Origin of the sequence: Streptomyces sp. SCSIO ZS0520, assembly GCF_025643355.1 — a bacterium.
GTDB classification, from domain to species: domain Bacteria; phylum Actinomycetota; class Actinomycetes; order Streptomycetales; family Streptomycetaceae; genus Streptomyces; species Streptomyces physcomitrii.
The window spans coordinates 1405212-1429594 of record NZ_CP092644.1 but is presented as its reverse complement, the minus strand read 5'-3'; the positions used below and the strand labels follow the sequence as shown (position 1 = coordinate 1429594).

The 24383-nt window shown below is 72.4% G+C and carries 9 protein-coding genes and 1 pseudogene (1 of these 10 only partly in view); 5 read left to right on the top strand and 5 right to left on the bottom strand.

Annotated features, from left to right (window positions below; translation table 11 throughout):
• Positions 1-156 precede the first annotated feature (156 nt).
• From MID12_RS04705 to MID12_RS04695, 3 genes are all read right to left on the bottom strand, one after another.
• Positions 157-1473: a lanthionine synthetase C family protein gene (locus MID12_RS04705; RefSeq protein ID WP_263165055.1), complete on the bottom strand. Its 1317-nt coding sequence runs from the start codon at positions 1471-1473 to the stop codon at positions 157-159.
• Positions 1470-4577, bottom strand: a complete 3108-nt coding sequence (locus MID12_RS04700; protein ID WP_263165054.1) for a lantibiotic dehydratase — start codon at positions 4575-4577, stop codon at positions 1470-1472. The genes MID12_RS04705 and MID12_RS04700 overlap by 4 nt, the downstream gene beginning before the upstream one ends.
• 109 nt (positions 4578-4686) lie before the next feature.
• Positions 4687-4866, bottom strand: coding sequence for an FDLD family class I lanthipeptide (locus tag MID12_RS04695; RefSeq protein WP_040246880.1), 180 nt, complete (start codon positions 4864-4866; stop codon positions 4687-4689).
• Positions 4867-5366: 500 nt separating this feature from the next.
• On the opposite strand from MID12_RS04695, the gene MID12_RS04690 reads away from it, so the two are divergent.
• Positions 5367-5639, top strand: coding sequence for a DUF3253 domain-containing protein (locus MID12_RS04690; RefSeq protein WP_263165053.1), 273 nt, complete (start codon positions 5367-5369; stop codon positions 5637-5639).
• On the opposite strand, the pseudogene MID12_RS32375 reads toward MID12_RS04690, so the two are convergent.
• A pseudogene (locus MID12_RS32375) lies at positions 5590-5982 on the bottom strand (FG-GAP repeat protein); the annotation flags it as partial. The gene MID12_RS04690 and the pseudogene MID12_RS32375 sit on opposite strands and share 50 nt — an antisense overlap.
• A gap of 189 nt (positions 5983-6171) precedes the next feature.
• The gene (locus tag MID12_RS04685; RefSeq protein WP_263165052.1) at positions 6172-6930 is read right to left on the bottom strand and encodes an SDR family NAD(P)-dependent oxidoreductase; all 759 of its coding nucleotides are present in this window, start codon (positions 6928-6930) and stop codon (positions 6172-6174) included.
• A gap of 147 nt (positions 6931-7077) precedes the next feature.
• Here MID12_RS04685 and MID12_RS04680 point away from each other — a divergent pair, with 147 nt between their 5' ends.
• The 4 genes from MID12_RS04680 to MID12_RS04665 form a co-directional block, all read left to right on the top strand.
• Positions 7078-7713: a TetR/AcrR family transcriptional regulator gene (locus MID12_RS04680; RefSeq protein ID WP_263165051.1), complete on the top strand. Its 636-nt coding sequence runs from the start codon at positions 7078-7080 to the stop codon at positions 7711-7713.
• 62 nt (positions 7714-7775) lie between these two features.
• The gene (locus tag MID12_RS04675; RefSeq protein WP_263165050.1) at positions 7776-8885 is read left to right on the top strand and encodes a hypothetical protein; all 1110 of its coding nucleotides are present in this window, start codon (positions 7776-7778) and stop codon (positions 8883-8885) included.
• A 575-nt stretch (positions 8886-9460) separates the two neighbouring features.
• Entirely contained in the window at positions 9461-22936 is a 13476-nt protein-coding gene (locus tag MID12_RS04670; protein ID WP_263165049.1) for a non-ribosomal peptide synthetase, read from the top strand.
• Positions 22933-24383: the 5' end (the start) of a non-ribosomal peptide synthetase gene (locus MID12_RS04665; protein WP_263165048.1), read on the top strand. The gene runs 12166 nt beyond the window's last position; the window shows 1451 of its 13617 coding nt (coding positions 1-1451); its start codon is at positions 22933-22935; the stop codon falls past the right edge of the window. The genes MID12_RS04670 and MID12_RS04665 overlap by 4 nt, the downstream gene beginning before the upstream one ends.

Sequence of the window (24383 nt, the reverse complement as noted above, 5' to 3'; positions counted from 1 at the left end):
AGTTCCGGCACGTCGGGCGCTGGGTGACGAGTCCGGCGGTGCCAGGTCGGTGAGGTACCGCTCGGCGGGTACTTCGACGTCCGCGCCGCGGTCGGCGCCCGCCAGGAACGGGCGGCCCGGCATGCCGAGCACATGTCCCGCCGGTTCCAGTCGAGTTCAGGAAAGCAGCAGAGCCGCGTCCCAGGGCAGGGAGGCCGACTCCCGGTGTGCGGCTGCCGATTGGCTGTCCGGCGTGCGGGTCCGGTCGTGCAGGGCGAGCGCGATGCCGGCCGCTCCCTCCAAGAACGTCGGCGAATCCAGAGGATCGGGGCGTTGCGGTGCCAGTGCGCGGGTGGGGAAGCCGAAGGCGGTCTTCGGGTCGAAGCGTGCGCACAACCGGTCGGCGAGTTCGTCCGCCCGGGCGGACAGCCAGGCATCGTCGAGATCGGTGGCCATCCGTCCGGTGATCTGCATGATCCCGGCGAGCCCATGGCACAGGCCGGGCTCCTCGACTCCGGCGAGCGCGGCCGGGGAGCGCATCAGCGTCGCCATGGAGTTGCGCGCGCACTCCACCCACTCCTCTTCGCCCAGGGCGTCGCCCGCCAGTTGCAGGGCGCGGGCGACGCCTGGTGTCCCGTAGCACCAGGCCGCCACCGGAGCCCCCACCCTCGGTCGCGGTTGGGCCTGTTCCTGGCGGGCGCTGACCAGGCGCGGCCACCAGCCGCCCCCCTGACCGTCCTCGTGATGCCAGCTCAGCAGCCAGCGCGCACAGCGGCGCATGGCCGCGTCCTGACCAGGTACGCGGATGCCCTGCGTCCAGCAGAGCGCCATCAGGGCGAGCGGCCCCGCCACGCCGTGCGCGAGACCGAGGTCGAGCAGCCGGTCCTCGTGCTTGTCGGGGTCTCCTTGGCCCGTCCAGGGAGGGGCGAGCCAGCCGGGCAGGAGACCGCTCGGCGTGTGGACGGGGTCGGTGAGTGCGACAAGGTACCCGAGGACGTCGCGTACGGCCCGCGGATCGCGGCCGGGCTCCGCGAGGAAGTACCGACCCAGACCGGCAGCGCCGAAGACGGCGTCGAAGTGCGAACGCTGCGCGGGCGCCGAGCCATCCGCGATACGGAGGTGCTCCGCCTTCAGGACGGAGTCGAGATCGGCGCGCACGCTCGCGTCGATCTGGTGACGCAAGGTGGCGTACTCGGTCGGAGTGCGGGCGGCGTGCTTGCTGACGAAGCCCAGGCCCGTCAGACCCGAGAGGAGGCCGTGGCCGCCGGTGCGGAAGCCCGCCTTGGCCTCCGCGGTCAGCAGGGTGTGGACGGTGTGCCGCAGAACCGGCCTGTCCCTGCTCAACTCGCTGAACAGCAGCGCCGTTCCGCAGTGCCCTTCCGCAAGGCCCGGGCCGGTGGAAGGCGGCAGCTCGCCGGACCATGCCTGCACGCGGTGGGCGATTTCCGCCACGACGGCATCGATGTCCCGGTGACGGGGGCTGGAGGGTGTCACCGCGGAAGCCTCCTTCGTCCTCGGGCGATCTGCGCGAGGGCGCGGGTCACCGCCTCCGTGTTCTCCTCCGAGGCGCGCTGCGTACCGATCAGCCGGTTGTGGTGCATGTGCAGCACACTGGCGAGGACGCGAGGCAGCCGCAGGTGAGGAAACGCGTCCAGGGCCTCGTCCCTGGCGTCGAGGGCGTCCAGTGCCGCCGTCGCGCCCGCCGCGCCGAGCGCGGCGCGCAACCCGCCGCCGTCCAGCAGGCGGATGGCCTCGGCGCGGTGTTCGCGGAAGTACGCGTGAGCCCTGTCGTTCCGGGGACGGTCCAGGCACCAGTCCGTCCAGGCGTCGCCGCGGGCCCGTCGCAGCAGGTCGATGTAGTTGGCCGCGGCCAGCACCTGCGGGTCGGCACCGATCGCCTCGGTTTCGAGCAGCCTCAGTTGTTCGAGTACCGCGACGCTGTCGCGGTGGAACAGGTTCTCGGCCGCCGCGATCGCTTCCCGGCCGCCGTAGCGCGCCTGCTCGGGCTCGTAACCGTCCAGGACGAAGCCGCCCGCCATCCCGGCGCGGCGCAGCTGGGCCACCCAGTCCAGCATCAGCGGCGTCAACTGCGCGGCCAGCACGTCGGGTTCGGCGTGGAAACGCAATCTCAGATGCGGTTCCGAGTCGATGTAGCGGATGAAGAACCACCGGTCCACTCCGGACGGCAGTGCGGCGAGCAGGGGCGGCAGATGCTCGGTCAGCAGCTCGTTGTGGCGGCTCGTGGAGACGTACAGCCTCCCGTACAGCCAGTGGCGATCGTGGCGTGGTGGGGGCACCGTGGCCGCACGGAACGACGGCTTGCGGGACGGCTCGGGGGCGGGGTGCGCGGGAAGCAGTGACAGCACCAGCTCACTGCTGAAGGGCTTCCCGTCCGCGTTCAGCCACCCCTGTCCGCATCCCGCGTCCTCAGGTGTCTCGAACAGAGTCAGGTTGGAGTGGCGGTCGAGCTCTCGGCGCAGAAGTGTCCGATGCAGCGGGGCCGAGAGGTCCAGTTCCAGCCTGCGGTCTCCGTCTCCGGCCATGACGCGGTCGGGAAGGTGCCAGCGGTCCCGCCAGGCGGCGAGCCGTTCCGCCCAGGTGGCGTCGTCGACCGAACTGTCGCGCAGAGCCGGATCGGACAGGTTCCAGCGAGCCGGGGTGAGCACCGTACGGCCGTGCCGGACCCTGGGCAGCCGAGGGGCCGCGGTGAGGCTGCCCCAGCGCCACAGCGGCCAGGTGTCGTGCGACATGGCCGACACCTCGCGCATCAGCCGCACCGCGACGGGGGACATCGACGGCAGCAGCATGCAGGGGAACTCCGGCACGAGATGGCGCCCGGTGGTGGCGTCCACGACGTACAGCCGGTCACGATCCGCGGCGAGAGCCAGGTCCCGCATGCCGCGCACCGCGGGGGAGGAGCGGTCCGCGTAGCAGCCCACGGCGATCAGCTCGTCCCTGGTGCGGGGGACCCGGGTGACGTTCGTGGCCCGCCCGGAACGCGGAGCGAATTCGAGGTCCACATGGAGGGCGTCGCGGTCGGGTGTGGCATCGGCGGCTCGGCGCAGCGTGCCACCGAGTGCGGCGGTGCCGCCGACGAGGTGGGAGAAGCGACCGCTGAGCGAACCGGGCGAGAACGAACCCATCACCGGGGAGAGCACGAGTGCGAAGTCCCCCTGGCCGACTGCCTCGGCCGAGGTTCCCGTCAGCTGCACACAGAGTTCGACGCCGGTCGAGGGCGCGGGGCGGGCACCTCCCAGCCGTTCCAGCGTCGCGTCGTCGAGGACGACCTCGAGCGAAGCCGAGGCGATGGCGCCGAGGGCGAGGTCCGCGAGGACCGCGTCGCGGTCCTGCTCGCGCGGGCCGGGGGCATCGGCGCCCGGCAGGCGCCGCTCGCTGCCGGGATATCCGGCCGGTGCGCCCAGGCCCCGGTGCGGGTCCAGGACATCGGCCAGCGGTACGGCCTGCCCGGTTCCGTACCGTTCGGTGAACGCGGCGTGGTACTCGCGGAGTGCGGCGGGCGGCGCGCTGTCGGGCGCGACCAACTGCAGTACGTGTGCCGCCTGTTCGGCCTCGCGCAGCACCTCGCTGGGCAGCACGACCTCGGCATCGACGCGGAGGTCGACCTGGAGCGGGTGCTCGCCGGGGTGCAGAGCGCGGGCAGCCTCCACCGCGGTGTGCCATCGGTGCAGTCCCGTCCCGACGGGCGTCTCGCGGTAGTCGTCGACCAGGGCGGACAGCGAGGCGAGCCGGGCAGCCGCGTCCGGCTCGCCGATGCTCTCGAGCACGGTGATCACGTGGGACAGCGGGTCGGCCGCGGACAGGGGCGGCCGCATTTCGGTGAGCAGGAAACCCTGCTGGACCAGCCGCAGCAGCAGTTTCCTCTTCGCCGCGGCGGGGACGGTCGGGTACGCCGCGTCCAGGCGGGACAGGAGCTCCGATACGGGACACGGATGGTGCGCCGCTTCCAGAACGGCGTCCACCGCCCCGGTGTTCTTGACCGACACCTCCTGGACCGTCCGGCCGCTGCCGGATCGCGTCGAGGAGGCGGTGCCGGAATCCTCCTGCTCGACACCGGCCGGCAGCACCCAGCGTTCCGCCCGCAGGAAGACGAGATCGTTGGTGACGACGCGCAGCTTGCACAGCACATCGAGATCGCTCTCCCAGCGGGCGACCAGTCCCCGAAGCCAACCGCCGTCCGGCAGAACCGACTTGCTGTGAGACGAACCCAGACGTACGTGACAGGTGTCTTCGAAGGTCACCGGCGCCACCCCGGCGAGCAGTCCGAAGGGGGTGGGGCGGCCTGCCGCTCTCAGGGCATAACGAGTCGCCGAAACCGCGAGCTTGCGCAGAGCCTTGGGCCTGGCCTCCCCGGCCTTCCGGCGGACCGCGTCGAGAGCATGGTGCAAGGAGGGGCTGGAAACCGCGAGAGCCTCCGCGAAGCCCTTGTCGGCGGTCAGCTCATCGAGATAGGCCACCGTCTGCGCGCGGTCGAACGAACCGATGTCCGCATACGTCGCCGCGGAACTCGTCTTCGGCAGCAACGGCATCCGCAGCATCGCCGCGTGCTCCGCACGAAAACCCGAAGCCTCCACCTGCATGTGCTTTCCCCTGTCAGCGCAGTGCGGTCCCCGACGGGGACCGCTGGTACCACGGTCGCGAGGACGGGGCCCGGCCGGACAACCGGGCCCCGTAGTGGATCAATCGGGATCAGGAGCAGTAGCAGCCGCTGATACCGGTGGGACAGTGTTCCGTGGTGAGCCAGCAGATAGCCGAAAGGTCACTGGACGCAGGCGCTCCACCGATACCGGCGACTTCCACCTTGATATCCAGATCGAATTCCTGCAGCGCACTGTCCTCGCACTGCTCGACGAGCGCGATACCGGGCACGGGGCCTCCTCTGGTCGACATGCGTTTCTCGGTGAATCGTGCGGCAAGCAGTCTGGCCTCAAGAGGTGTCTCATCAATAGGCGCGCGAGTGGCACCTGAGAGAAGAACTAGTTCCCGACTGGACTACTGGACAGGCAGGTTGTCCATGAGTAGCCTCAATTCTTTTCGCTGTCGTCCGCATGCGCGTGATGCGTGCCGTTTGTCGCTTCCCGTTCGGGTGGACCAGGGAGGAGTGGCGGCGGGTGACGTCGGATAGAAACCCACGCGGCATCGCTCTATCTACTTTCTGAATCCGACATTGTGGCACGTATTTTTCTTCCCGGCGTGCCTTTCCGGTGTGGCCTTTCCAGCATGGGACTTTCCGGTATGGCCTTTCCGCGGCCGTCACTGCCGTAGTCGTGTCCCCATTGCTGGCGCGGGCCGCTCTTCACCGATTTCCAGTCGGCGCCTTCAGCTCACCGTCCTGTTCGCAGGTCGGTCGCCGATGTCATCCTGGCAAGGTGACCGGCAGCGAGCAGCGAACCGACAGGCGCCTGGAGCAGACGATCCGCGACCTCCTGGAGCGCCGGGGCCCCACCGCCACCATCTGCCCCTCGGAAGCCGCACGCGCGGTGTACCAGGGCGACGGCGACGGTTGGCGTTCCCTGATGGAACCGGCCCGTCGCGCGGCTCAGCGGCTGGCCGAGGCAGGCGAGGTGGAGATCACGCAGGGCGGCCGCCCTGTCAGGCCGGCCGAAGCCCGCGGTCCGATCCGCATCCGGCGCGTTCGCTGACTCCCTCGGGAACGCCCGGTTCACGGCTGGGCCCTGGCCGGAGGCCTCGTTCTCGCCGGGGGAACGGATCAGCAGTTCGGGGGCGCCGTCCCGGTTCAGGTCGCGCGGTCGTACCTCCGTGCCGAACGCGTCCCCGGCCTCGGCACTGCCGGGCGCCAGGTGGGCGTCGTGGTGGAAGAAGACAGCTCGGGCGGTGCCGGTGGGGTCCAGGAGACCTTCCGCACCGCCCACCGCCGTGCAGCAGTACGACCCGGCTGGTCTCGCGCCGGCTGCCGATCGCCTTGGCGGGGGTTCCGACGGCGAGTTCGGCGCGGCCGTCCCCGTCGAAGTCCCCGGCGCGAGCTGCGCCACCCTGCCGCCCATCGACAGCCGGACGATCTTCTCCGCCGGGCGTGCGGCGTCGCCCGGCCTGAACGACCCCAGCCGCCGGCGCCCTGCGCCCGCTGCGCGACCCGGGTGCCCCAGAGCTGGACGAGGACGGGACCGGTGCGGAACGAATTCGGCGTGGCCCGGGACGGGCTTGCCCGGTCGGTCAGAGGAGGGCGCCGCCGGAGACCTCGATGCGCTGGGCTGTCATCCAGCGCAGGCCCTCCGACGCCAGCGTGGCGATGGCGTCGCCGATCTCCTCGGGTTCGCCGACACGGCCGAGCGCGGTCTGCGCGGCCAGGCCCTGGCGCATACCGACGTCATCCCGCATGGCACCGCCGTTGAAGTCGGTGGCGGTCGGCCCCGGGGCGATGGAGTTGACCCGGATACCTCGGGGGCCGAGCTCTGCGGCCAGAGTGCGGCTCAGGGCCTCGACGGCGGCCTTCGAGGCGGAGTAGACCGACGTCGCGGGACTGGTGTGGCGCGTCAACGATGACGAGACGTTGATGACCTGGGAGCCCTGCGCCAGCAGCGGCACAAGCGACTGGATGAGGAAGAACGTGCCCCGCACGTTCGTGCCGAACACCGTGTCGAAGTCGTCGGCCGTGACAGCTTCCAGCAAACCGAAAACGCCGACCCCCGCGTTGTTGACCACGATGTCGAGCCGCGAGGCCCCCCAGCGCTCGAGCAGTGCGCTCAGCTCGGAAGTGAGGGCCCCGAAAGAGGAGATGTCGCTGATGTCGAGACGCATGACGGCGGCAGTCCCACCTGCGGCGTGCACTTGCCGCGCAGTCTCCTCGACCCCAGCCGCATCACCGCGATGAGTGACCACGACCCGCACCCCGCGTGCCGCCAGCGCAAGAGCCGTACTCCGGCCCAGACCGCGGTTCGCACCGGTCACCAAAGCGATCCTGTCGGCTGTCATCAGCTGCTCCCTCATCGCACGGCACCAGAGAGACATCGGGTACCGCCATCAGATGCGAGTCAGGTGACTCGCCTTTCCCTTGCAGGTTAGACACACCAAAAGAGGCGAGTCAAGTGACTCGCCTCGGGTCTGGGGCATACTGCACGCATGGCAGCAGAGCTCTCCGCACACCACCGCCGTCTCGCCCAGGAGAAGCGTGAGGCGATCATCTCCGCGGCCACGGACCTCTTCCTGAACCGTGGCTACGACGGAACCTCCCTCGCCCGCATCGCCGAAGGGGCAGCCGTCTCGAAGTCCACCCTGTTCAAGCAGTTCCCCACCAAGGCAGCCCTCTTCGAGGCCATCGTCACCGAGTCCTGGCAGCGTGACACTGCGGACACTGCCGCGCGCCCTCAGGCCGGAGACCTGCGCTCCGGCCTGACCTCCATCGGCACCCGCTACGCCGATCTGATCGGCCGACCCGGTATGACAGCCCTGTTCCGCATCGTCATCGCCGAGTTGCCCCGCTTCCCCGAATTGGGGCAGATGCAGTTCCAGCTCGGCAAGCTGCCCTACTTCACCTCGGTCCAGCACTACTTGGAGTCGGAGCACGAGGCCGGCAACGCCGACGTCCCGGACGCCGAGAGCGCTGCCAACCAGTTCCTCGGGATGATCGCCAACTACGTCCTGTGGCCCCGCATGCTGCTGACCGACTGGGACCCCTCAGCCTCCGGCATCCGCTACACCGTCGAGCAGGCGGTGGAGACCATGCTCGCCCGGTACGCCTCCGATCGACCAGCCTGATCCAAGGGCTGGAAGTCGTACGCCGCCGCCCAGCGCTGGAGGGGGTTCGCGGAGCCGCGAGCGTGTTCCGCCTCGTGCGCGGCAACCAGCACATCCTCGACGTGCTCGACGTCCTGCACCGCGACTGGCTCGCCCTGCGCATCCACGACGGCGCGTTCTCCACGATGGGCCTCACCGCCCGCCGCCCGCGCACCGGCGATCTGCTGGCCGCCGTGAAGTTCGTGGTGCAGACCCTCGCCGCCGCCGGCGAATCCCCACTGATCCCGTCCTGGCTGGTGAACATGGCGGCTCTCGCCCTGTCCGCCGCCTCCCTCACCGGCTGGTCCGGATCATGGCTGTGGCACTGGGCCCTGGTCGAGGTGCTCCTGCGCCTTACGGTGGGAGTGGCCGTGGGTATCGTCCTGGGCTGGCTCCTGGGACGGCTCTTCTTCCGGGCGCGCAACGAGTCGCTGCGCCTGGCCGAGCACAGTGAGGGCTTCGTCGCCCAGGGCGGCCTGTCGGCACTGACCTGGCGCGGCGCACTGCTCGCGATGCTGCTCCTGCTGGTCATCCGGCCCCTCATCGGATACCTCGCGCAGCCGCCGGGTACCCGTGCTCCCTCGGCGCGGCTGGTGACCGCTGTCTTCGGGATCCGGGGCATCGGCTCGTTCTTCTACCTCGCCTACGCCTTGGGACACGGTGAATTCGCGGTCGAGGCCGGGCAGTTGTGGGCGGTGGTCACGTTCACCGTCGTCGTGTCCGTCTTCCTGCACGGTGTCGCGGCGGCCCCGGTGGTGGCATGGCCCGCCGGGCTGATCACCCGCGCGGAGTGGAAGGCCGGCCGTATCGACCACGCCTTGAGCTTCGGCACGCTCCGCAATGACGGCCGCCCTGTCTTCCCGGCGGTGGACAGCGACGGCTCGGGCCGAGGGCCGTGGAGCCAGGGGCAGTTCATCTGGCTGGATCCTGCTTACGACATCGAAGCCGACACCTCGCTCGCGCCGTACGAGAGGGTGATCGCGAAGGCGCTGCAGGAGTACGGCGCGTTCAACGTCAAGAACTCGGGGGAGTTCGGTTTCCTCTCCGAGTACGGTTCGCGGCCGCCGGGCAGCGGCGAGGGCGACCACCCGTCCCTCTCTCACATCAAGTTCGGCAAGTATCTGCGCGCGGGGACGATCAAGCCCGCGTCATAAGGCCGCCTCTCGGGGTGCCGAGTCGGCCGAACGGTGAACTCGGTCTCGTGCCAGGGCTGTTGGCGGCCCTGGCCAGGTGTCCGCCCTTCGGAACGGATGCCGCTTGCGAAGCTCTTTCACGGTATACACAGGTGCCACCCGGGCCATGGCGGCTGAATGCCAGTCCTGTTCTTTCGCGCTGACGTCTTTTCTCATAGTGACCCTTCTTTCGCGTGGGCCGACCCCTAAGAAAAGAGGACTGCTTAGGGGTTGCCGAAGCGGCGGGTCCCGCTTTACCCGCCGATTGCATCCCCTTTGACGTGTTCGTCCGTTCGCGATAACGCGGCAGCGGCACCCAGGGTAGTCGATTGTGTGCTGCACGTTTCAGTGGGACAAGGGTGCTTGTTACGCATTCCCCGTATGTGACGGGTGGGCGGTAACTGCCCTGCTAGCGTGCGCGATTACGGTTTCTTGAAGACTGGGTTGCGCGGTCGTTGTGCATGCCCGACCCCATGCGCTCGTAGCCGAGTTATTCATCCAGAGACGATATGAACCGCGAGACGGGTCCAGGGGGAGCAATGCGCGATCGTGTGACCATGCCCTTGTCGGCTGCGCAGCTCGGTGTGTGGTACGCGCAGCAGATCGACGCGGCGAGCCCGGCCTACAAGATCGGCGAGTATCTGGAGATTCACGGGGCGATTGATGTCGCCCTGTTCGAGCGTGCTGTGCGCGGGGTGTGCGCGGGCGTCGACTCGCTGTGGATCCGTATTGCGGAAACCTCCGGGGGGCCGCGGCAGACCGTCGAGACGGAACGGGACTGGCGGCTTCCGGTAGTCGATGTCTCGGGTGAAGCCGACCCGCGGGCGGCGGCCGAGTCGTGGATGCGTCGGGAACTGGCGCGGCCGGTCGACCTGTTGGGCGAGCGGCTGTTCACCCACGCGCTGTTCACCGTGTCCGAGGAGAAGTTCTACTGGTTCCAGGCCTACCACCACATCGTCGTGGACGGGTACGGCTTCTCGCTGATCGCTCGTCAGGTCGCCAAGGTCTACTCGGATCTGCTTCAGGGCGGTCCGGGAGATGTGGGGTTTCCCGCGTTCTCCGAGTTGCTAGAAGAGGATTCCCGGTACCGATCCTCGAAGGATTTCGCGCGGGACGGAGAATTCTGGTCCTCGGCCTTCTCCGACCGGCCTGTCCCGCCCCGGCTCGCGGGGCGGCCCGAAATCCGTCCTCGGCAGGTGCTGCGGCATACCGCCTATCTGGACCGGGATGTCGTCGCCCGGCTCCGCGGTGTCGCCGACAAGGCCGGTATCCGGTGGTCGCGTCTCCTGATCGCCGCTGCCGCGGGTTATGTGCACCGCGGGACCGGTGAACGGGACGTGATTCTCGGTCTGCCGGCGCTGGCCCGGGTCACCGAGTTGAGCAGGCGGGTTCCCGCCATGATGTCGAACATTCTGCCGCTGCGGGTGCCCGTCAGCCCTGACACGGCTCTTGTGGATCTTGCCGCGGAGGTCTCCCACCGGACCCGGGAAGTGCTGGAGCATCAGCGCTACCGAGGTGAGGACCTGGCGCGCAGGCTGGCGTTGCGGGACGACATCCGGCGGTACGTCGGGCCGGTCATCAACATCACCACATTCGACTACGACATACGTTTCGGCGATTGCCGGACCACGGCGCACAATATGTCGGCGGGGCTCACGGACGACATGTCGTTCCTGCTGTACGACCGACCGGATCCGCGCGGGCTGCGCCTGGACCTCGACGCGAACCCCACGCTCTACTCCGCCTCGGATCTGGTCCGGCACGAGCAGCGGTTCGGCGAGCTGCTCTCGGTCATGGCCGACGACCCCCACCGCAAGCTGGGCCGGGTCGCCCTCACCGGAACCGGCGGCACGGGGCGGGCGCCGCAGAGGGCCGTCACCTCGGCCGAGGGGACGGGCGGGCCGGACGAGGACGAGGCCACCGCTGCCGCCACCCTGCCCGAGCTGTTCCAGGCCACCGCCGCCCGCCACCCCTTTGCCCTCGCCCTGGACGGCGGCGAGCAGCTGACCTACGCCGCGCTCAACGCACACGCGAACCGCCTGGCCCGCCGCCTGGTCGCGGAGGGAGCCGGCCCGGAGCGCATCGTGGCCCTGATCCTGCCGCGTTCGCCGGAGCTCGTGGTCGCCCAGCTGGCGGTGGCCAAGGCCGGAGCGGCGTATCTCTCGATCGAGCCGGGCCTTCCGGCGGACCGCGTCCGGTACCTCCTCGCGGACGCGTCCCCCGCACTTCTCGTCTCGTCCGCCGCGGTGGCCGCCGACCTGGCGGACGAGGTGCGCTCCCGCCTTCTCCTGATGGACGACGCGGCGGGCCCGGACAGGGACGACGTACCGGACCCGGACGGGAACAAGGCATCTGGCTCTGACCCGCACCCGCACGCGCCCCCGAACCCGAACCCGGACGCGGACCTGACCGACGCCGAGCGCCGGGGCCCGCTCACCCCCTCCGCGCCCGCGTACGTGATCTACACCTCCGGCTCGACCGGCCGTCCCAAGGCTGTCGTCGTCACGCACGCCGGGATCGCCGGTCTGGCGGCCGCGCAGCTGGAGCGCTTCGCCCTCACCGCCGAGGCCAGGGTGCTCCAGTTCGCCTCCCCGAGCTTCGACGCCTCCGTGATGGAGGTCCTGATGGCCTTCGCCGCGGGAGCGGCACTGGTGGTGCCGCCCGCCGGGCCGCTGGTCGGGGACGCGCTCGCCGAGGTCCTGCTGCGCGAGCGCGTCACGCACGCGCTGATCCCGCCGACGGTGTGGGCGAGCGTCACCGGCACCGCCTTCCCGCATCTGCGCACCCTGGTCGTGGGCGGTGAGCCGTGCCCGCCGGAGCTGGTGGAGACCTGGGCCGGGCGCCTGCGCCTCGTCAACGCCTACGGACCCACCGAGAGCACCGCCTGTGTGACGGTGAGCGCGCCGCTGTCCCCGGGAGCCGCCCCTCCCCTCGGACACCCCCTCGCGCACACCGGTCTGTACGTACTCGATCCGCATCTGCATCCGGTCGACGCGGGGACCTCCGGCGAGCTGTACGTGTCGAGCACCGGCCTGGCGCGCGGGTACCTCGGCCGGGCCGCGCTCACCGGCGAACGCTTCGTGGCGGACCCGTACGGGGCTCCCGGCGCGCGGATGTACCGGACCGGCGACCTGGTGCGGCGGCGCCCGGACGGGAACCTGGAGTTCCTCGGGCGCGTGGACGACCAGGTCAAGATCCGCGGCTTCCGTATCGAACCCGGTGAGGTCGAGGCCACGCTCTCCCGGCATCCCGGTGTCGCCCGCGCGGCCGTGGTCGCGCGGCAGGAGGAGTCCGGCGAACGACGGCTGGTGGCCTATGTCGTCCCGCGCGCCGAGGACGGCACCGCACGGGACGCGGGCCGGGAGGACCGGCACGTCGACGAGTGGCGGAGCATCTACGAGTCGGTCTACGAGGGCAGTGAGGCGCGGGGGGACCGCGGCTTCGTGACGGACTTCTCGGGCTGGAACAGCTCCTACGACGGCCGTCCGCTGCCGGTGGCGCAGATGGAGAAGTGGCGCGCTGCCGCCGTGGAGGCGATCCGGGCCCTGGGTCCGCGCCGCGTCCTGGAGATCGGCATCGGCAGCGGTCTGATCGTCTCGCAGCTCGCTCCGGAGTGCGAGGTCTACTGGGGGACCGACTTCTCGGCCGCCGCCGTCGACACCCAGCGCGCGCGGGTGGCCGGGCTGCCCGAGCTGGCGGGGCGGGTGGAGTTCAGCTGCCGGCCCGCCCATGACACGACCGGCCTGCCGGGGGACTTCGACACCGTCGTCGTCAACTCCGTGGCCCAGTACTTCCCCAGCGCCGACTACCTGCTGGACGTGGTGCGCAAGGCGGTGCGGCTGCTCCGTCCGGGCGGGCGGATCTTCCTGGGCGACATCCGCAATCTGCGGCTGCTGCGCACGCTGCACTCGGCCGTCGAACTGACCCGGCTGGAAACCGGCGCGGACCCGGCCGGGGTGAGCGGGCGGATCGACCACGCCCTCACGGTGGAGAAGGAACTGCTCGTCGACCCGGACTTCTTCGCGGGCCTGGTGGGGACCGTGGAGGGCGTCGACGGTGTCGACATCAGGCTCAAGCGCGGCGACTACCACAACGAGCTGACCCGCTACCGGTACGAGGTGGTGCTGCACAAGTCTCCCGACCGGCCGCTCCGTTCACTGCGCGAGGTGCCCGTACGGCGGTGGAGCGAAGTCGCCGGTTCCGGCGGGAGCGGCGGCCTCGACGAGATCGCCCGCCTGCTGGAGCGGGAGCGGCCCGCCTGCCTGCGTCTCGTCGGCATCCCCAACGGGCGGCTCGTCCAGGAGGCGAGCGCGGCACGCGAACTGCGGGTGAGCGGTTCGGTCCGGGCGGCCCTCGGCCACCTGAGCGGCGAGGAGGCTGCCGCCGCCGCGGTCGACCCGGAGGCGCTCCACCGACTCGGCGCCGCCCAGGGCTACCGGGTCGCGGCCACCTGGTCCGCGCGGGGAGCGGACGACTGCTTCGACGCGGTCCTGGTGAGCGGCGAGGCGGACCGGGAGGCGCCCTGGACGGACACCTATCTGCCCGCTGAGGGCTTCACCTCGGCTCCGCTGACGAACAGTCCGTCCTCCGTCGACGCCGGGGGCGAGCTGGTCCACGCGCTCCACGCATACGCCAGGGAGCAGCTGCCCGGCTATCTGGTCCCCTCCGCGTTCGTGCCGATGCGGGAGCTGCCCTGGACCTCCAGCGGAAAGCTGGACCGCGGGGCGCTTCCGGCACCGGAGGCGCACTCCTCCGGCCGGTCGCGGGCGCCGAGGACCGCGCAGGAGGAGATGCTGTGCCATCTCTTCGCCGAGGTGCTCGGGCGGCAGGAGGTCGGTCTCGACGACGACTTCTTCGCCCTGGGCGGCCACTCGCTCCTCGCGACCAGGCTGCTGACCCGGGTGCGCTCCGCGCTCGGTCTGGACCTGCCGATCCGCGTCTTCTTCGACACCCCGACGGTCGCCGCTCTGGCCGACCGGCTCGGCACGGCGGCGCCCGCCCGCCCCGCCCTGGAGCCCCGGCCGCGCCCGGAGGACGCCCGACTCTCCTTCGCCCAGCAGCGGTTGTGGTTCCTGCACCGCCTGGAGGGCGAGAGCTCCACCTATACGCTGCCCGTCGCCTTCCGGCTGCACGGCCCGCTGGACGTACGGGCCCTGGACGCCGCCCTGGAAGACGTCGTCACCCGGCACGAGAGCCTGCGGACCCTCTTCGAGGAGCGGGACGGGGATCCCCGGTACCGCGTACTGGACCCCGCCGAGGCGGCCGCCGCCCTGCGCCTGCGCGAAGTACCCACCGACGAAGGCGCGTTGGCGGAACAGCTCGCCGAGGCGGCGGGCGAGGGCTTCGACCTGGCCACCGAACTCCCGCTGCGCGCCACGCTCTTCCGCCTGGGGGCACAGGAGCACGTACTGCTGCTGATGCTCCATCACATCGCCGCCGACGGCTGGTCCCTCGGCCCCTTGCAGCGGGATCTGGGCACCGCCTACGCGGCGCGGCGGCAGGGCGGCCAGCCCCCGTGGCCACCGCTGCGCGTGCAGTACGCGGACTACGCGGACTGGCAGCGGGAGTTGCTGGGCGACGAGACCGAAGCGGACAGCCTGGGCGGCGGTCAACTGGCGTATTGGCGCGCGCAGTTGTCCGGGGTGCCGGCGGATCTGCCGTTGCCCGCCGATCACCCGAGGCCGGCGCGGGCCACCTACCGGGGCCGGACGGTGCCGCTCGGCATCGACCCCGCGCTGTACGCGCGGATCAGGGAGACGGCACGCGCCCACGACGTCACGGAGTTCATGGTGGTGCACGCCGCCGTGGCGGCGCTGCTGACGCGGACCGGGTCCGGTACCGACATCCCGATCGGCACACCGGTCGCCGGGCGCACCGAGGAGGCCCTCGACGAGCTGGTGGGCTTCTTCGTGAACACCCTGGTGCTGCGGACGGACACCTCCGGTGACCCGAGTTTCGCCCAACTCCTGGACCGGGTACGGGCGGTGGACCTCGCCGCCTACGCCCACCAGGACCTGCCCTTCGAACGGCTCGTGGAGGCCGTGCGCCCGGCGCGCTCGCTCGCGCGGCAGCCGCTGGTCCAGGTCATGCTGGCCTTCCAGAACGTGCCCGCGGCGGGGCCCGAGTTGGCCGGGGTACGGGTCGAACCGCAGCCGGTGGCCACCGACTTCGCCAAGTTCGACCTGACCTTCCACCTGAACGCGCGGCCCGGGACGGCCCACGACCCCGCCGAGCTGTCCGGCTCGCTGGAGTACAGCACCGACCTGTTCACGGCACGCACCGCGGAAGCCCTCGCCGCCCGGCTGGTACTGCTGCTGCGCGCGGCGACCGCCGACCCCGCCCGGCGCCTGAGCGGCCTGGACCTGTTCACCCGCGAGGAGCGGCAGCGGCTGACCGCCCACCGCAACCCCGCCCTGGCCGATGCGCCCTCGGCGACCCTGCCGGAACTCTTCGCCGCCCAGGTGCGGCGGGCACCGGGGGCCGTGGCCGTCTCCCAGGGCGACCACAGCCTCGGCTACGCCGAACTCGACGAGCGGGCGAACCGCCTGGCGCACCTGCTCCTCGACCGCGGTGTCGGCCCCGAGACCCCCGTCGCGCTGCTGATGGAGCGCACCCCCGACCTGGTGGTGGCGGTGCTCGCGGTGCTGAAGGCGGGCGGCGTGTATGTGCCGATCGACCCCGGCTACCCCGCGGAACGCGTCGCGTTCATCCTGGCCGACGCACGGCCCGCCTGCCTGATAGCCGACACCCGTCGGGAACAGGCGGCGGCCCCGGGCGCCGTGTGCCTCGCCCTGGACGATCCGGAACTCCGGCGGCAGCTGGAGAGCGCACCCGCCACCGACCCCGCGCGGCGCGTCTCCCCGCAGAACGGCGCCTATCTGATCTACACCTCCGGCTCGACCGGGACGCCCAAGGGGGTCCTGGTCACCCACGCGAACGTGGTCAGGCTCTTCGACGCGAGTTCCGCGTTCGCCTTCGGCCCCGAGGACGTGTGGACCCTCTTCCACTCCTACGCCTTCGACTTCTCGGTGTGGGAGATGTGGGGCGCGCTGCGCTACGGCGGGCGGCTCGTGGTGGTGCCGCGTCCGGTCGCCCGCTCCGCCGAGGCCTTCCTCGACCTCCTGGTCCGGGAGCGGGTCACCGTCCTCAACCAGACCCCCTCCGCCTTCCACCAGCTCGTCGCCGCCGGCCGGGAGCACACCCGGCTGGAGCGCGAACTCGCCCTGCGCGCCGTCGTCTTCGGCGGCGAGGCACTGGAACCCGCACGGCTGGCCGAGTGGTACGAGCGGCACGGCGACGGCGGTCCCGCCCTGGTCAACATGTACGGCATCACCGAGACCACGGTGCATGTCACGCACTGGCCCCTCGACGCCGCGAAGGCGGTGGCGGGCCCCAGCCGCATCGGTGTGCCCCTGGCCGATCTGGACACCTACGTCCTGGACGGCTCCCTGGGGCAGGTCCCGCCCGGTGTCGCCGGTGAGCTGTACGTCTCCGGCGGCGGACTCGCCCGCGGCTACGCCGCCCGCGCCGCGCTGACGGCGGAGCGCTTCGTGGCCGACCCGTTCGGCCCGCCGGGTTCCCGGATGTACCGCACCGGCGATGTGGTGCGCCGGAACGGCGCGGGGGAGCTGGAGTTCCTCGGACGCGCCGACACCCAGGTGAAGCTGCGCGGCTTCCGGATCGAACTCGGCGAGATCGAGGCCGCGCTCGGTGCCGCCCCGGGCGTCGAGCAGGCGGTGGCCACGGTGCGGGAGCACGGCGCGGGGGACCGGCGGCTGATCGCCCATGTGGTCCTCGCCGACGGCGGGCGGGACACCCGCGGACTGCGCCGCCACCTCGCGGAGCGGCTGCCCGAGTTCATGGTGCCCTCGGCCTTCGTGGCCGTGGACGCCTTCCCCCTGACGGCCAACGGCAAGCTGGACCGCGAGGCGCTGCCGGCACCGGACGCCGAACCGGTCGCCGTGGGCCCGCGGGGGCGGCAGCACACCGCGACCGAGGAGATCCTGAGCGGGCTGTTCGCCGAGATCCTGGGCGTGGCCTCGGTCGGTCCCGAGGACGACTTCTTCGCCCACGGCGGCCATTCGCTGCTGGCCACCCGGCTCGTCAGCCGCATCCGGTCGGTCCTCGGCGTGGAACTGCCGATCCACCGCCTCTTCGACGCCCCCTCGGTCTCCCGGCTGATCCCCCACCTGGACACGGCGGGCCGGGCCCGGCCCGGGCTGCGGCCGGGGCCGCGCCCCGAGGCCGTCCCGCTCTCCTTCGCCCAGCAACGGCTGTGGTTCATCCACCAGTTGGAGGGCCCCACCGCCGCCTACCACATCCCGCTGGGCCTGCGGCTGACCGGGCCGCTCGACGAGGCGGCGCTGAGCGCGGCGCTGCGGGACGTCACGGCCCGGCACGAGAGCCTGCGTACCGTCTTCCCCGCGGAGGGCGGGCGCGGACGGCAGCTCGTCCTGGACACCGAGGAGGCGTACCCGCGCCTGGAGACCGCGGACGTCACCGAGGCGGAGCTGGGCGAGCGCACGGCCGAGGTGGCGCGGCGCGGATTCGACCTCGCCGCCCAACCCCCGCTGCGCGCCGCCCTGTTCCGGCTGTCCGCGCGGGAGCACGTCCTCGTGGTGGTGCTGCACCACATCGCCGCGGACGGCTGGTCGCTGGCGCCCCTGGCCCGGGATCTGGCGACCGCCTACGAAGCCCGGTGCGCGGGGCGGGAACCCGGGTGGGCGCCCCTGCCGGTGCAGTACGCCGACTACACCAGGTGGCAGCGGGAGGTCTTCGGCAGCGAGCAGGACGAGGACAGCCTGATCGGCCGGCAGGCCGCGTACTGGCGCGCCCACCTCGCGGGGCTGCCCGAACGGCTGGCGCTGCCCGCCGACTTCCCCCGGCCCGCCGAGGCCGGACACCGCGGCGACACCGTCTCCTTCACCGTCGGACCGGAGCTGCACGAGCGGCTCCGGGCAGTCGCCGCGCGCCACCACGTCACCCTCTTCATGGTGCTCCAGGCCGGACTCGCGGCCCTGCTGACGCGGACCGGGTCCGGTACCGACATCCCGATCGGTTCGCCGGTCGCCGGGCGCACCGACGAGGCGCTCGACGAGCTGGTGGGCTTCTTCGTGAACACCCTGGTGCTGCGGACGGACACCTCCGGCGACCCGAGCTTCGCCGAACTCCTGGAGCGCGTGCGCGCGGTGGACCTCGCCGCCTACGCCCACCAGGACCTGCCCTTCGAGCAGGTGGTCGAGATGCTCAACCCCGAGCGCTCCCTCGCCCAGCACTCGCTGTTCCAGGTGATCCTCGCCCTGCAGAACGCCCCCGCGGCACAGCTGCGCCTGCCCTCGCTGGAGGCGGCTCCCGAGCCGGTCGGTCTCGCGGCCGCGAAGTTCGACCTGTTCCTCAGCCTGGCGGAGCGGCCGGACGGTTCCGGTGAGCCGGGCGGGCTCGACGGCACCGTCGAGTACCGGACCGACCTGTTCCGGGCCGAGACGGTACGCGCGCTCGTCCACCGCTACCTGCGCTTCCTCGACGCGGTCACCGAGGACCCCGGCCGTTCGCTCGGCTCCGTCGACCTCGTCACCGAGGAGGAGCGCCGACGGCTGCTCGCCGCGGGGACCGGCGGCACCTGCGCCGTGCCCGACGGCACCCTGGCGGAGCAGTTCGAGGCCCAGGCCGCCCGTACGCCCGATGCCCCCGCACTCCTCACCGGCGCGGTCCCGACGACGTACGCAGAGCTGGACGCGCGCGCCAACCGGCTCGCGCACTGGCTGATCGAGGCGGGCGTCACCCCGGAGGACCCGGTCGCCCTCGCCATGGAGCGGACGGCGGAGGTGGTCGTCGCGATCCTCGCCGTGCTCAAGGCGGGAGGGTGCTACGTCCCCCTCGACACCCGCAGCCCGCGCGTCCGTACGGACCGGATCGTCGAGCAGGTCGGCGCCGCGCTGCTGCTCACCGACGACCCGGAACGCCACCGGCGGCGGGAGCACCCGGCCCGCGTCGTGCCGCTCGGGGAACTGCCCCTGTCCGGCTACCCGGCCACCGCACCGGAGGTGCGCGGCCACGGCGCCCGGCTCGCCTGCGTGATGTACACCTCGGGTTCGACCGGGGTCCCCCGGGGAGTGGCGGTCACCCAGCGCGATGTGCTCGCCCTCGCCGGGGACACCTGCTGGCAGGGCGGCGACCACGAGCGGGTCCTGATGCACTCGCCGCACGCCTTCGACGCCTCGACGTACGAGCTGTGGGCACCGCTCCTGAACGGGGGCACCGCGGTGCTGCTGCCCCCGGGCGAACCGGACCTCGCGGTGCTGCGGCGGACGATCACCGAGGGCCGGGTCACCGCGCTGTGGCTCACCGCGGGGATGTTCGCCCTGATCGCCGAGGAGAGCCCGGAGTGCCTCGACGGCCTCCGGCAGGTCTGGACCGGCGGCGACGCCGTCTCCCCGGGCGCGGTCCGGCGGGTGCGGGCGCGCTGCCCCGGGCTCACCGTGGTCGACGGCTACGGACCGACCGAGGCCACCACCTTCGCCACCCGGCATCTCCTCCGGCCGGAGGACGCCGAGCACACCGTCCCCATCGGGCGGCCCATGGACAGCATGCGGGCCTACGTCCTGGACGAGCGGCTGCGGCTGGTCCCGCCCGGTGTGGTGGGCGAGTTGTACCTCGCGGGCACCGGGGTGGCACGCGGCTACCTGGGCCGCCCGGGAGCGAGCGCCGAGCGGTTCGTGGCGGACCCCTTCGGCGGACCGGCCGGGCGGATGTACCGCACCGGGGACCTGGCGCGGTGGAACGCCCGGGACGAGCTGGAGTTCCGCGGCCGCGCCGACGACCAGGTGAAGCTGCGGGGCTTCCGGATCGAACTGGGCGAGGTCGAGCGCGCGCTGTCCGGCACCCCCGGTGTCGGGCAGGCCGCCGCCCTGGTCCGGCAGGACGGACCGGGGAACAAGCACCTGGCCGCCTATGTCGTGCCCGCCTCCGGCGACGGCTCACCGGGAGCCGGTCCCGAGGCCGAGGAGCGGGTCGGGCAGTGGCACGAGATCTACGAGCAGCTCTACGGCCAGGTGGCGGAGCTGACCCCCGGCGCCGACTTCCGCGGCTGGAACAGCAGTTACGACGGGAACCCGATCGAGCCCGGCCAGATGCGGGAGTGGCAGTCCGCCACGCTCGACCGCATCAGGGAGCTGCGGCCCCGCCGGGTACTGGAGATCGGCGTCGGCACCGGGCTGCTGCTCGCGCGGCTCGCGCCCGACTGCGAGGCGTACTGGGGCACCGACCTCTCGGAGACGGTGATCGGGACCCTGCGGCGTGCGATCGCCGGGGACCCGGGGCTGCGGGACCGCGTCACGCTGCGCGCCCAGCCCGCGGATGTCTTCACCGGTCTGCCGACCGGGTTCTTCGACACCGTGGTGATCAACTCGGTGATCCAGTACTTCCCGGGCGCCGACTACCTGACCCGGGTGCTGCGCGAGAGCGTCCGGCTGCTCGCCCCCGGCGGGGCGGTCTTCGTGGGCGACGTCCGCAATCTGCGGCTCCAGGAGACCTTCGCCGGGGCCGTCGAACTGGCCCGCCGCGGCGGACCGGTGGACACCGAGGAGCTGCGCGCGGCGGTCCGGCAGGCGGTCGCGGTGGAGAACGAGCTCTTGGTGGACCCGTCCTTCTTCTGTGAGTTCGCCGACGAGGCACCGGTCGGCTGCGCCGACGTACGGATCAAGCGCGGGCACCACCACAACGAGCTGACCCGCTACCGCTACGACGTAACCCTCCACCGGGCACCGGTCGGCGGCCTCCGCCCGGCCGACTCCCTGGCGTCGGTCCGGTGGGGCCGCGAGGTCGCCGGCCTCGCGGCGCTCTCGGACCGCCTGAGCGGGCAGGCGGGCGGACTGCGGGTGACCCGGGTGCCCAACGCGCGGCTCGCGGCCGAGGCGGGGGCCGCGGCCGTGGTCGCGCCGGGCGGCCCCGACCCGGCGGCGGCCCCCGACCCCGAGGCGTTCTGGGAGCTGGGCGCCCGGCTCGGCCACCAGGTGGTCGCGAGCTGGTCGCCCGACGGCGACCACGGGGAGCTGGACTTCCTCTTCCTGGACGCCGAGGAGAGCCCCGATGCCCCCGTCGTCGCCTACCCGCCGGGTGAGGGCAGCCGGGCCTCCGCCCGCCCCCGTACGAACAACCCCGCCCGGCTCGCGGAGCGCGAGGCGCTGGTCCGGGCCGTGCTGGACCGGGCACCCTCGGTGCTGCCCGACTACATGGTCCCCGCGACCGTCGTGGTCCTGGACCGGCTGCCGCTGACCCGGAACGGCAAGATCGACCGCGCGGCCCTGCCCGCGACCCCGACACCCCGGGCGGCGGCGGGGGACCAGGGCGCGGGAACCCCGGAGGAGGAGAAGCTGTGCGAGCTCTTCGCCCGAGTGCTCGGCCTGCCCGCGGTCGGGGTGCAGGACAGCTTCTTCGACCTCGGCGGCGACAGCATCGTCTCCATCCAACTGGTCAGCCGCGCACGCGACGCGGGGCTCACGATCACCCCGCGGGACATCTTCCAGCACAAGACGGTCGCCGCCCTGGCGGCCGTCGCCCGGAGCCGGACGGAGCGGACCGCTGAGGCCACCGGGGCCGGGATCGGCACCGTAGAGCTGCTGCCGGTCGCGCACTGGCTGCGCGAACGCGGCGGCCCGGTCGACGAGTTCGAGCAGAACGTCCTGGTACGGGTGCCGGGCGGAGGCGACGAGGCGGGTCTCCTCGCCGCCCTGCAAGCCCTGCTGGACCGCCACGACGCGCTGCGCATGCGGCTGGGCCGCGACCCCTGGTCCCTGGAGGTGGGGCCGCCGGGCTCGATACCGGCGCGGGCCTGCGTCCAGCGGATCGACACCGGCGGCTGGGCGGAGAGCGCGGTCCGCGCGGCGGCCGACGAGCACGTGGTGCGGGCGCGGCAGCAACTCGCGCCCGAGGAAGGGCAGTTGGTCCGGGCCGTATGGTTCGACGCCGGGCCGCTCCGCTCCGGCCTGCTGCTCCTGGTCGTCCACCACCTCGCCGTCGACGCGGTCTCCTGGCAGATCCTGCTGCCGGATCTGGCGAAGGCGTGGGCGGCGACGGCCGCCGGTGAAGCGCCCTCGCTCGCGCCCGTGGGCACCTCGCTGCGCCAGTGGGCCCGGCGGCTCGCCGAGGAGGCGGTCCACTCGGACCGGGTCGCCGAACTCCCGCTCTGGCGGGGGGCGTTGGAGGCACCGGACCCGCTGCTCACCGACCGCCCGCTGGATCCGGCCCGGGACACCGGCAGCCGGCTCCGGAGCCTCAGCCTCGACCTGCCCACCGAGGTCGCCGCGCCGCTCCTGACGAGCGTGCCCGGTGTCTTCCACGCCCGGATCAACGAGGTCCTGCTGACCGCCTTCGCGCAGGCGGTCGCCGAAAGCCGGGGCCTCGCCGACACCGGCGTGGTCCTGGACCTCGAAGGGCACGGCCGCGAGGAGCTCGACGAGGAGAGCGACCTGTCGCGCACGGTCGGCTGGTTCACGAGCATCTTCCCCGTCCGGCTCGATCCGGGAGCGCGCGGACTGACCTCGGGCGAGGCCGTCAACCGGGTCAAGGAGCAGCTGCGCGCGCTGCCCGACAACGGCCTCGGCTTCGGACTGCTGCGCCATCTGAACCCCGAGACGGGCCCCGGCCTGGCCCGGCTGCCCCGCCCTCAGCTGGGGTTCAACTACCTCGGCAGGCTGCCGGTCTCGGACGGCGGCGACTGGACGATGGTGGCCGACCGCGGAGCCGGGAGCCCGGCCGCGGACCTCCCGGCCGCCCACGCCCTGGAGGTCAACGCGTACGCGCACGAGCGGGACGGCGGCTCGGTGCTGACGGCCCGTTGGACCTGGCCGGCCGAGCTGTGGCCCGAGGCGGGCGTACGGAACCTGGCCGACCGCTGGTTCGAGCGGCTGGGCCGTCTGGTCGCCGAGGCCGCCGACCCCGGGGCGGGCAGCCGCACGCCCTCGGACCTCCCCCTGCTCTCACTCAGCCAGGAGGAGATCGACATGCTGGAGACGGAGTGGGGGACGGAATCGTGACACGCAAGGGACTGCAGGACATCCTGCCGCTGGCGCCGCTTCAGGAGGGCTTCCTCTTCCACGCGCTCTACGACGAGCAGGCCCCGGACCTCTACCTCTCGCAGTTCACCTTCGACCTCGCCGGGCGGCTGGACCCGGAGGCGCTGCGCGCAGCCGCCGAGGGGCTTCTCGCCCGGCACGGCACCCTGCGTGCCGGGTTCCGCTCCCACGGTCTGAGCAGGCCGGTCCAGGTGATCCCCTACCGGGTCGAGCTCCCCTGGCGGGAGGTGGACCTGAGCGGGCTGGCAGCCGCCGAGCAGCAGGAGGAGGTGGCCGGGATCCTCGACGCGGACTACCGCCACCGCTTCGAGCCGGCCCGCCCGCCGCTGCTGCGCTTCACCCTGATCCGGCTGGCCGAGGACCGGCACCAGCTGGTGCTGACACACCATCACATCCTGCTCGACGGCTGGTCGGTGCCCGTCCTCGTACGGGAGCTCTTCACGCTCTACGCGCGGCGGGGCGACGCCGGGGGGCTGCCGCCGGTCACCCCCTACCGCGACTTCCTCGCCTGGCTGACGCGGCAGGACTCCGAGGCGGCGCTGACGGCCTGGGGGGCCGCGCTCGACGGCCTGCCGGGACCGGTGCGGCTGGCGGCGGAGCGCGGCGGCGAGCCGCGGACCCCCGAGGAGCTGGGCGTCGACCTGTCGCCGGAGGCCACCGAGGGCCTGCGGCGGATGGCGCGGAGCCGGGGGCTGACGCTGAACACCGTCGTCCAGGGCGCCTGGGGAGTGCTGCTCGGGCAGCTGACCGGCAGCAGCGACGTGGTGTTCGGCGGCACGGTCGCCGGCCGCCCGCCCGAGGTGCCCGGCATCGAGACGATGATCGGCCTGTTCATCAACACCCTCCCCGTCCGCGTACGGCTGCGCTACGAGGAGTCGCTGGGCGACCTCTGCGCGCGGCTCCAGGAGGAGCAGACGCGGCTGCTGGCCCACCAGCACGTGGGCCTGGCCGACATCCAGCGGGCCACCGGCCACGGCGAGCTGTTCGACACCGGCATGGTCCTGCAGAACTACCCGGTCGACGACTCCATGCTCGACGAGGCCGGGGGGTTGCGCGTGACGGTGCCGCAGGCCCGCGCCGGTACCCACTACGCGCTGAGCCTCATCGCCATGCCGGGTGAGTCCCTGCACCTCCGGCTCGGTTTCCGCCCGGACCTGCTGGACCGGGGGACCGTCGAGGGCGTCGGCGGCATGCTGGTCCGGCTCCTGGAACAGGTGGCGGCCGACCCCGGGCAGAAGGTGGGCCGGGTCGACCTGCGGTCCGAGCAGGAGCGGCTCCTGACGCGGCGGCACGGAACGGGCGGCCCGGCGGAGTCGGGCGAGCGGCCGACGCTGCCCGGACTCTTCGAGGCGCGCGCGGCGGCCGAGCCCGACGCCGTCGCCGTGGTCCACGGGGAGCGGACCCTGTC

Excerpts from the sequence above, each read along its gene's own strand:
- MID12_RS04680 (WP_263165051.1), top strand. The coding sequence starts at position 7,078 with ATGGCAGCAGAGCTCTCCGCACACCACCGCCGTCTCGCCCAGGAGAAG.
- MID12_RS04700 (WP_263165054.1), bottom strand. The coding sequence starts at position 4,577 with ATGCAGGTGGAGGCTTCGGGTTTTCGTGCGGAGCACGCGGCGATGCTG.
- MID12_RS04670 (WP_263165049.1), top strand. The coding sequence starts at position 9,461 with ATGCCCTTGTCGGCTGCGCAGCTCGGTGTGTGGTACGCGCAGCAGATC.
- MID12_RS04685 (WP_263165052.1), bottom strand. The coding sequence starts at position 6,930 with ATGACAGCCGACAGGATCGCTTTGGTGACCGGTGCGAACCGCGGTCTG.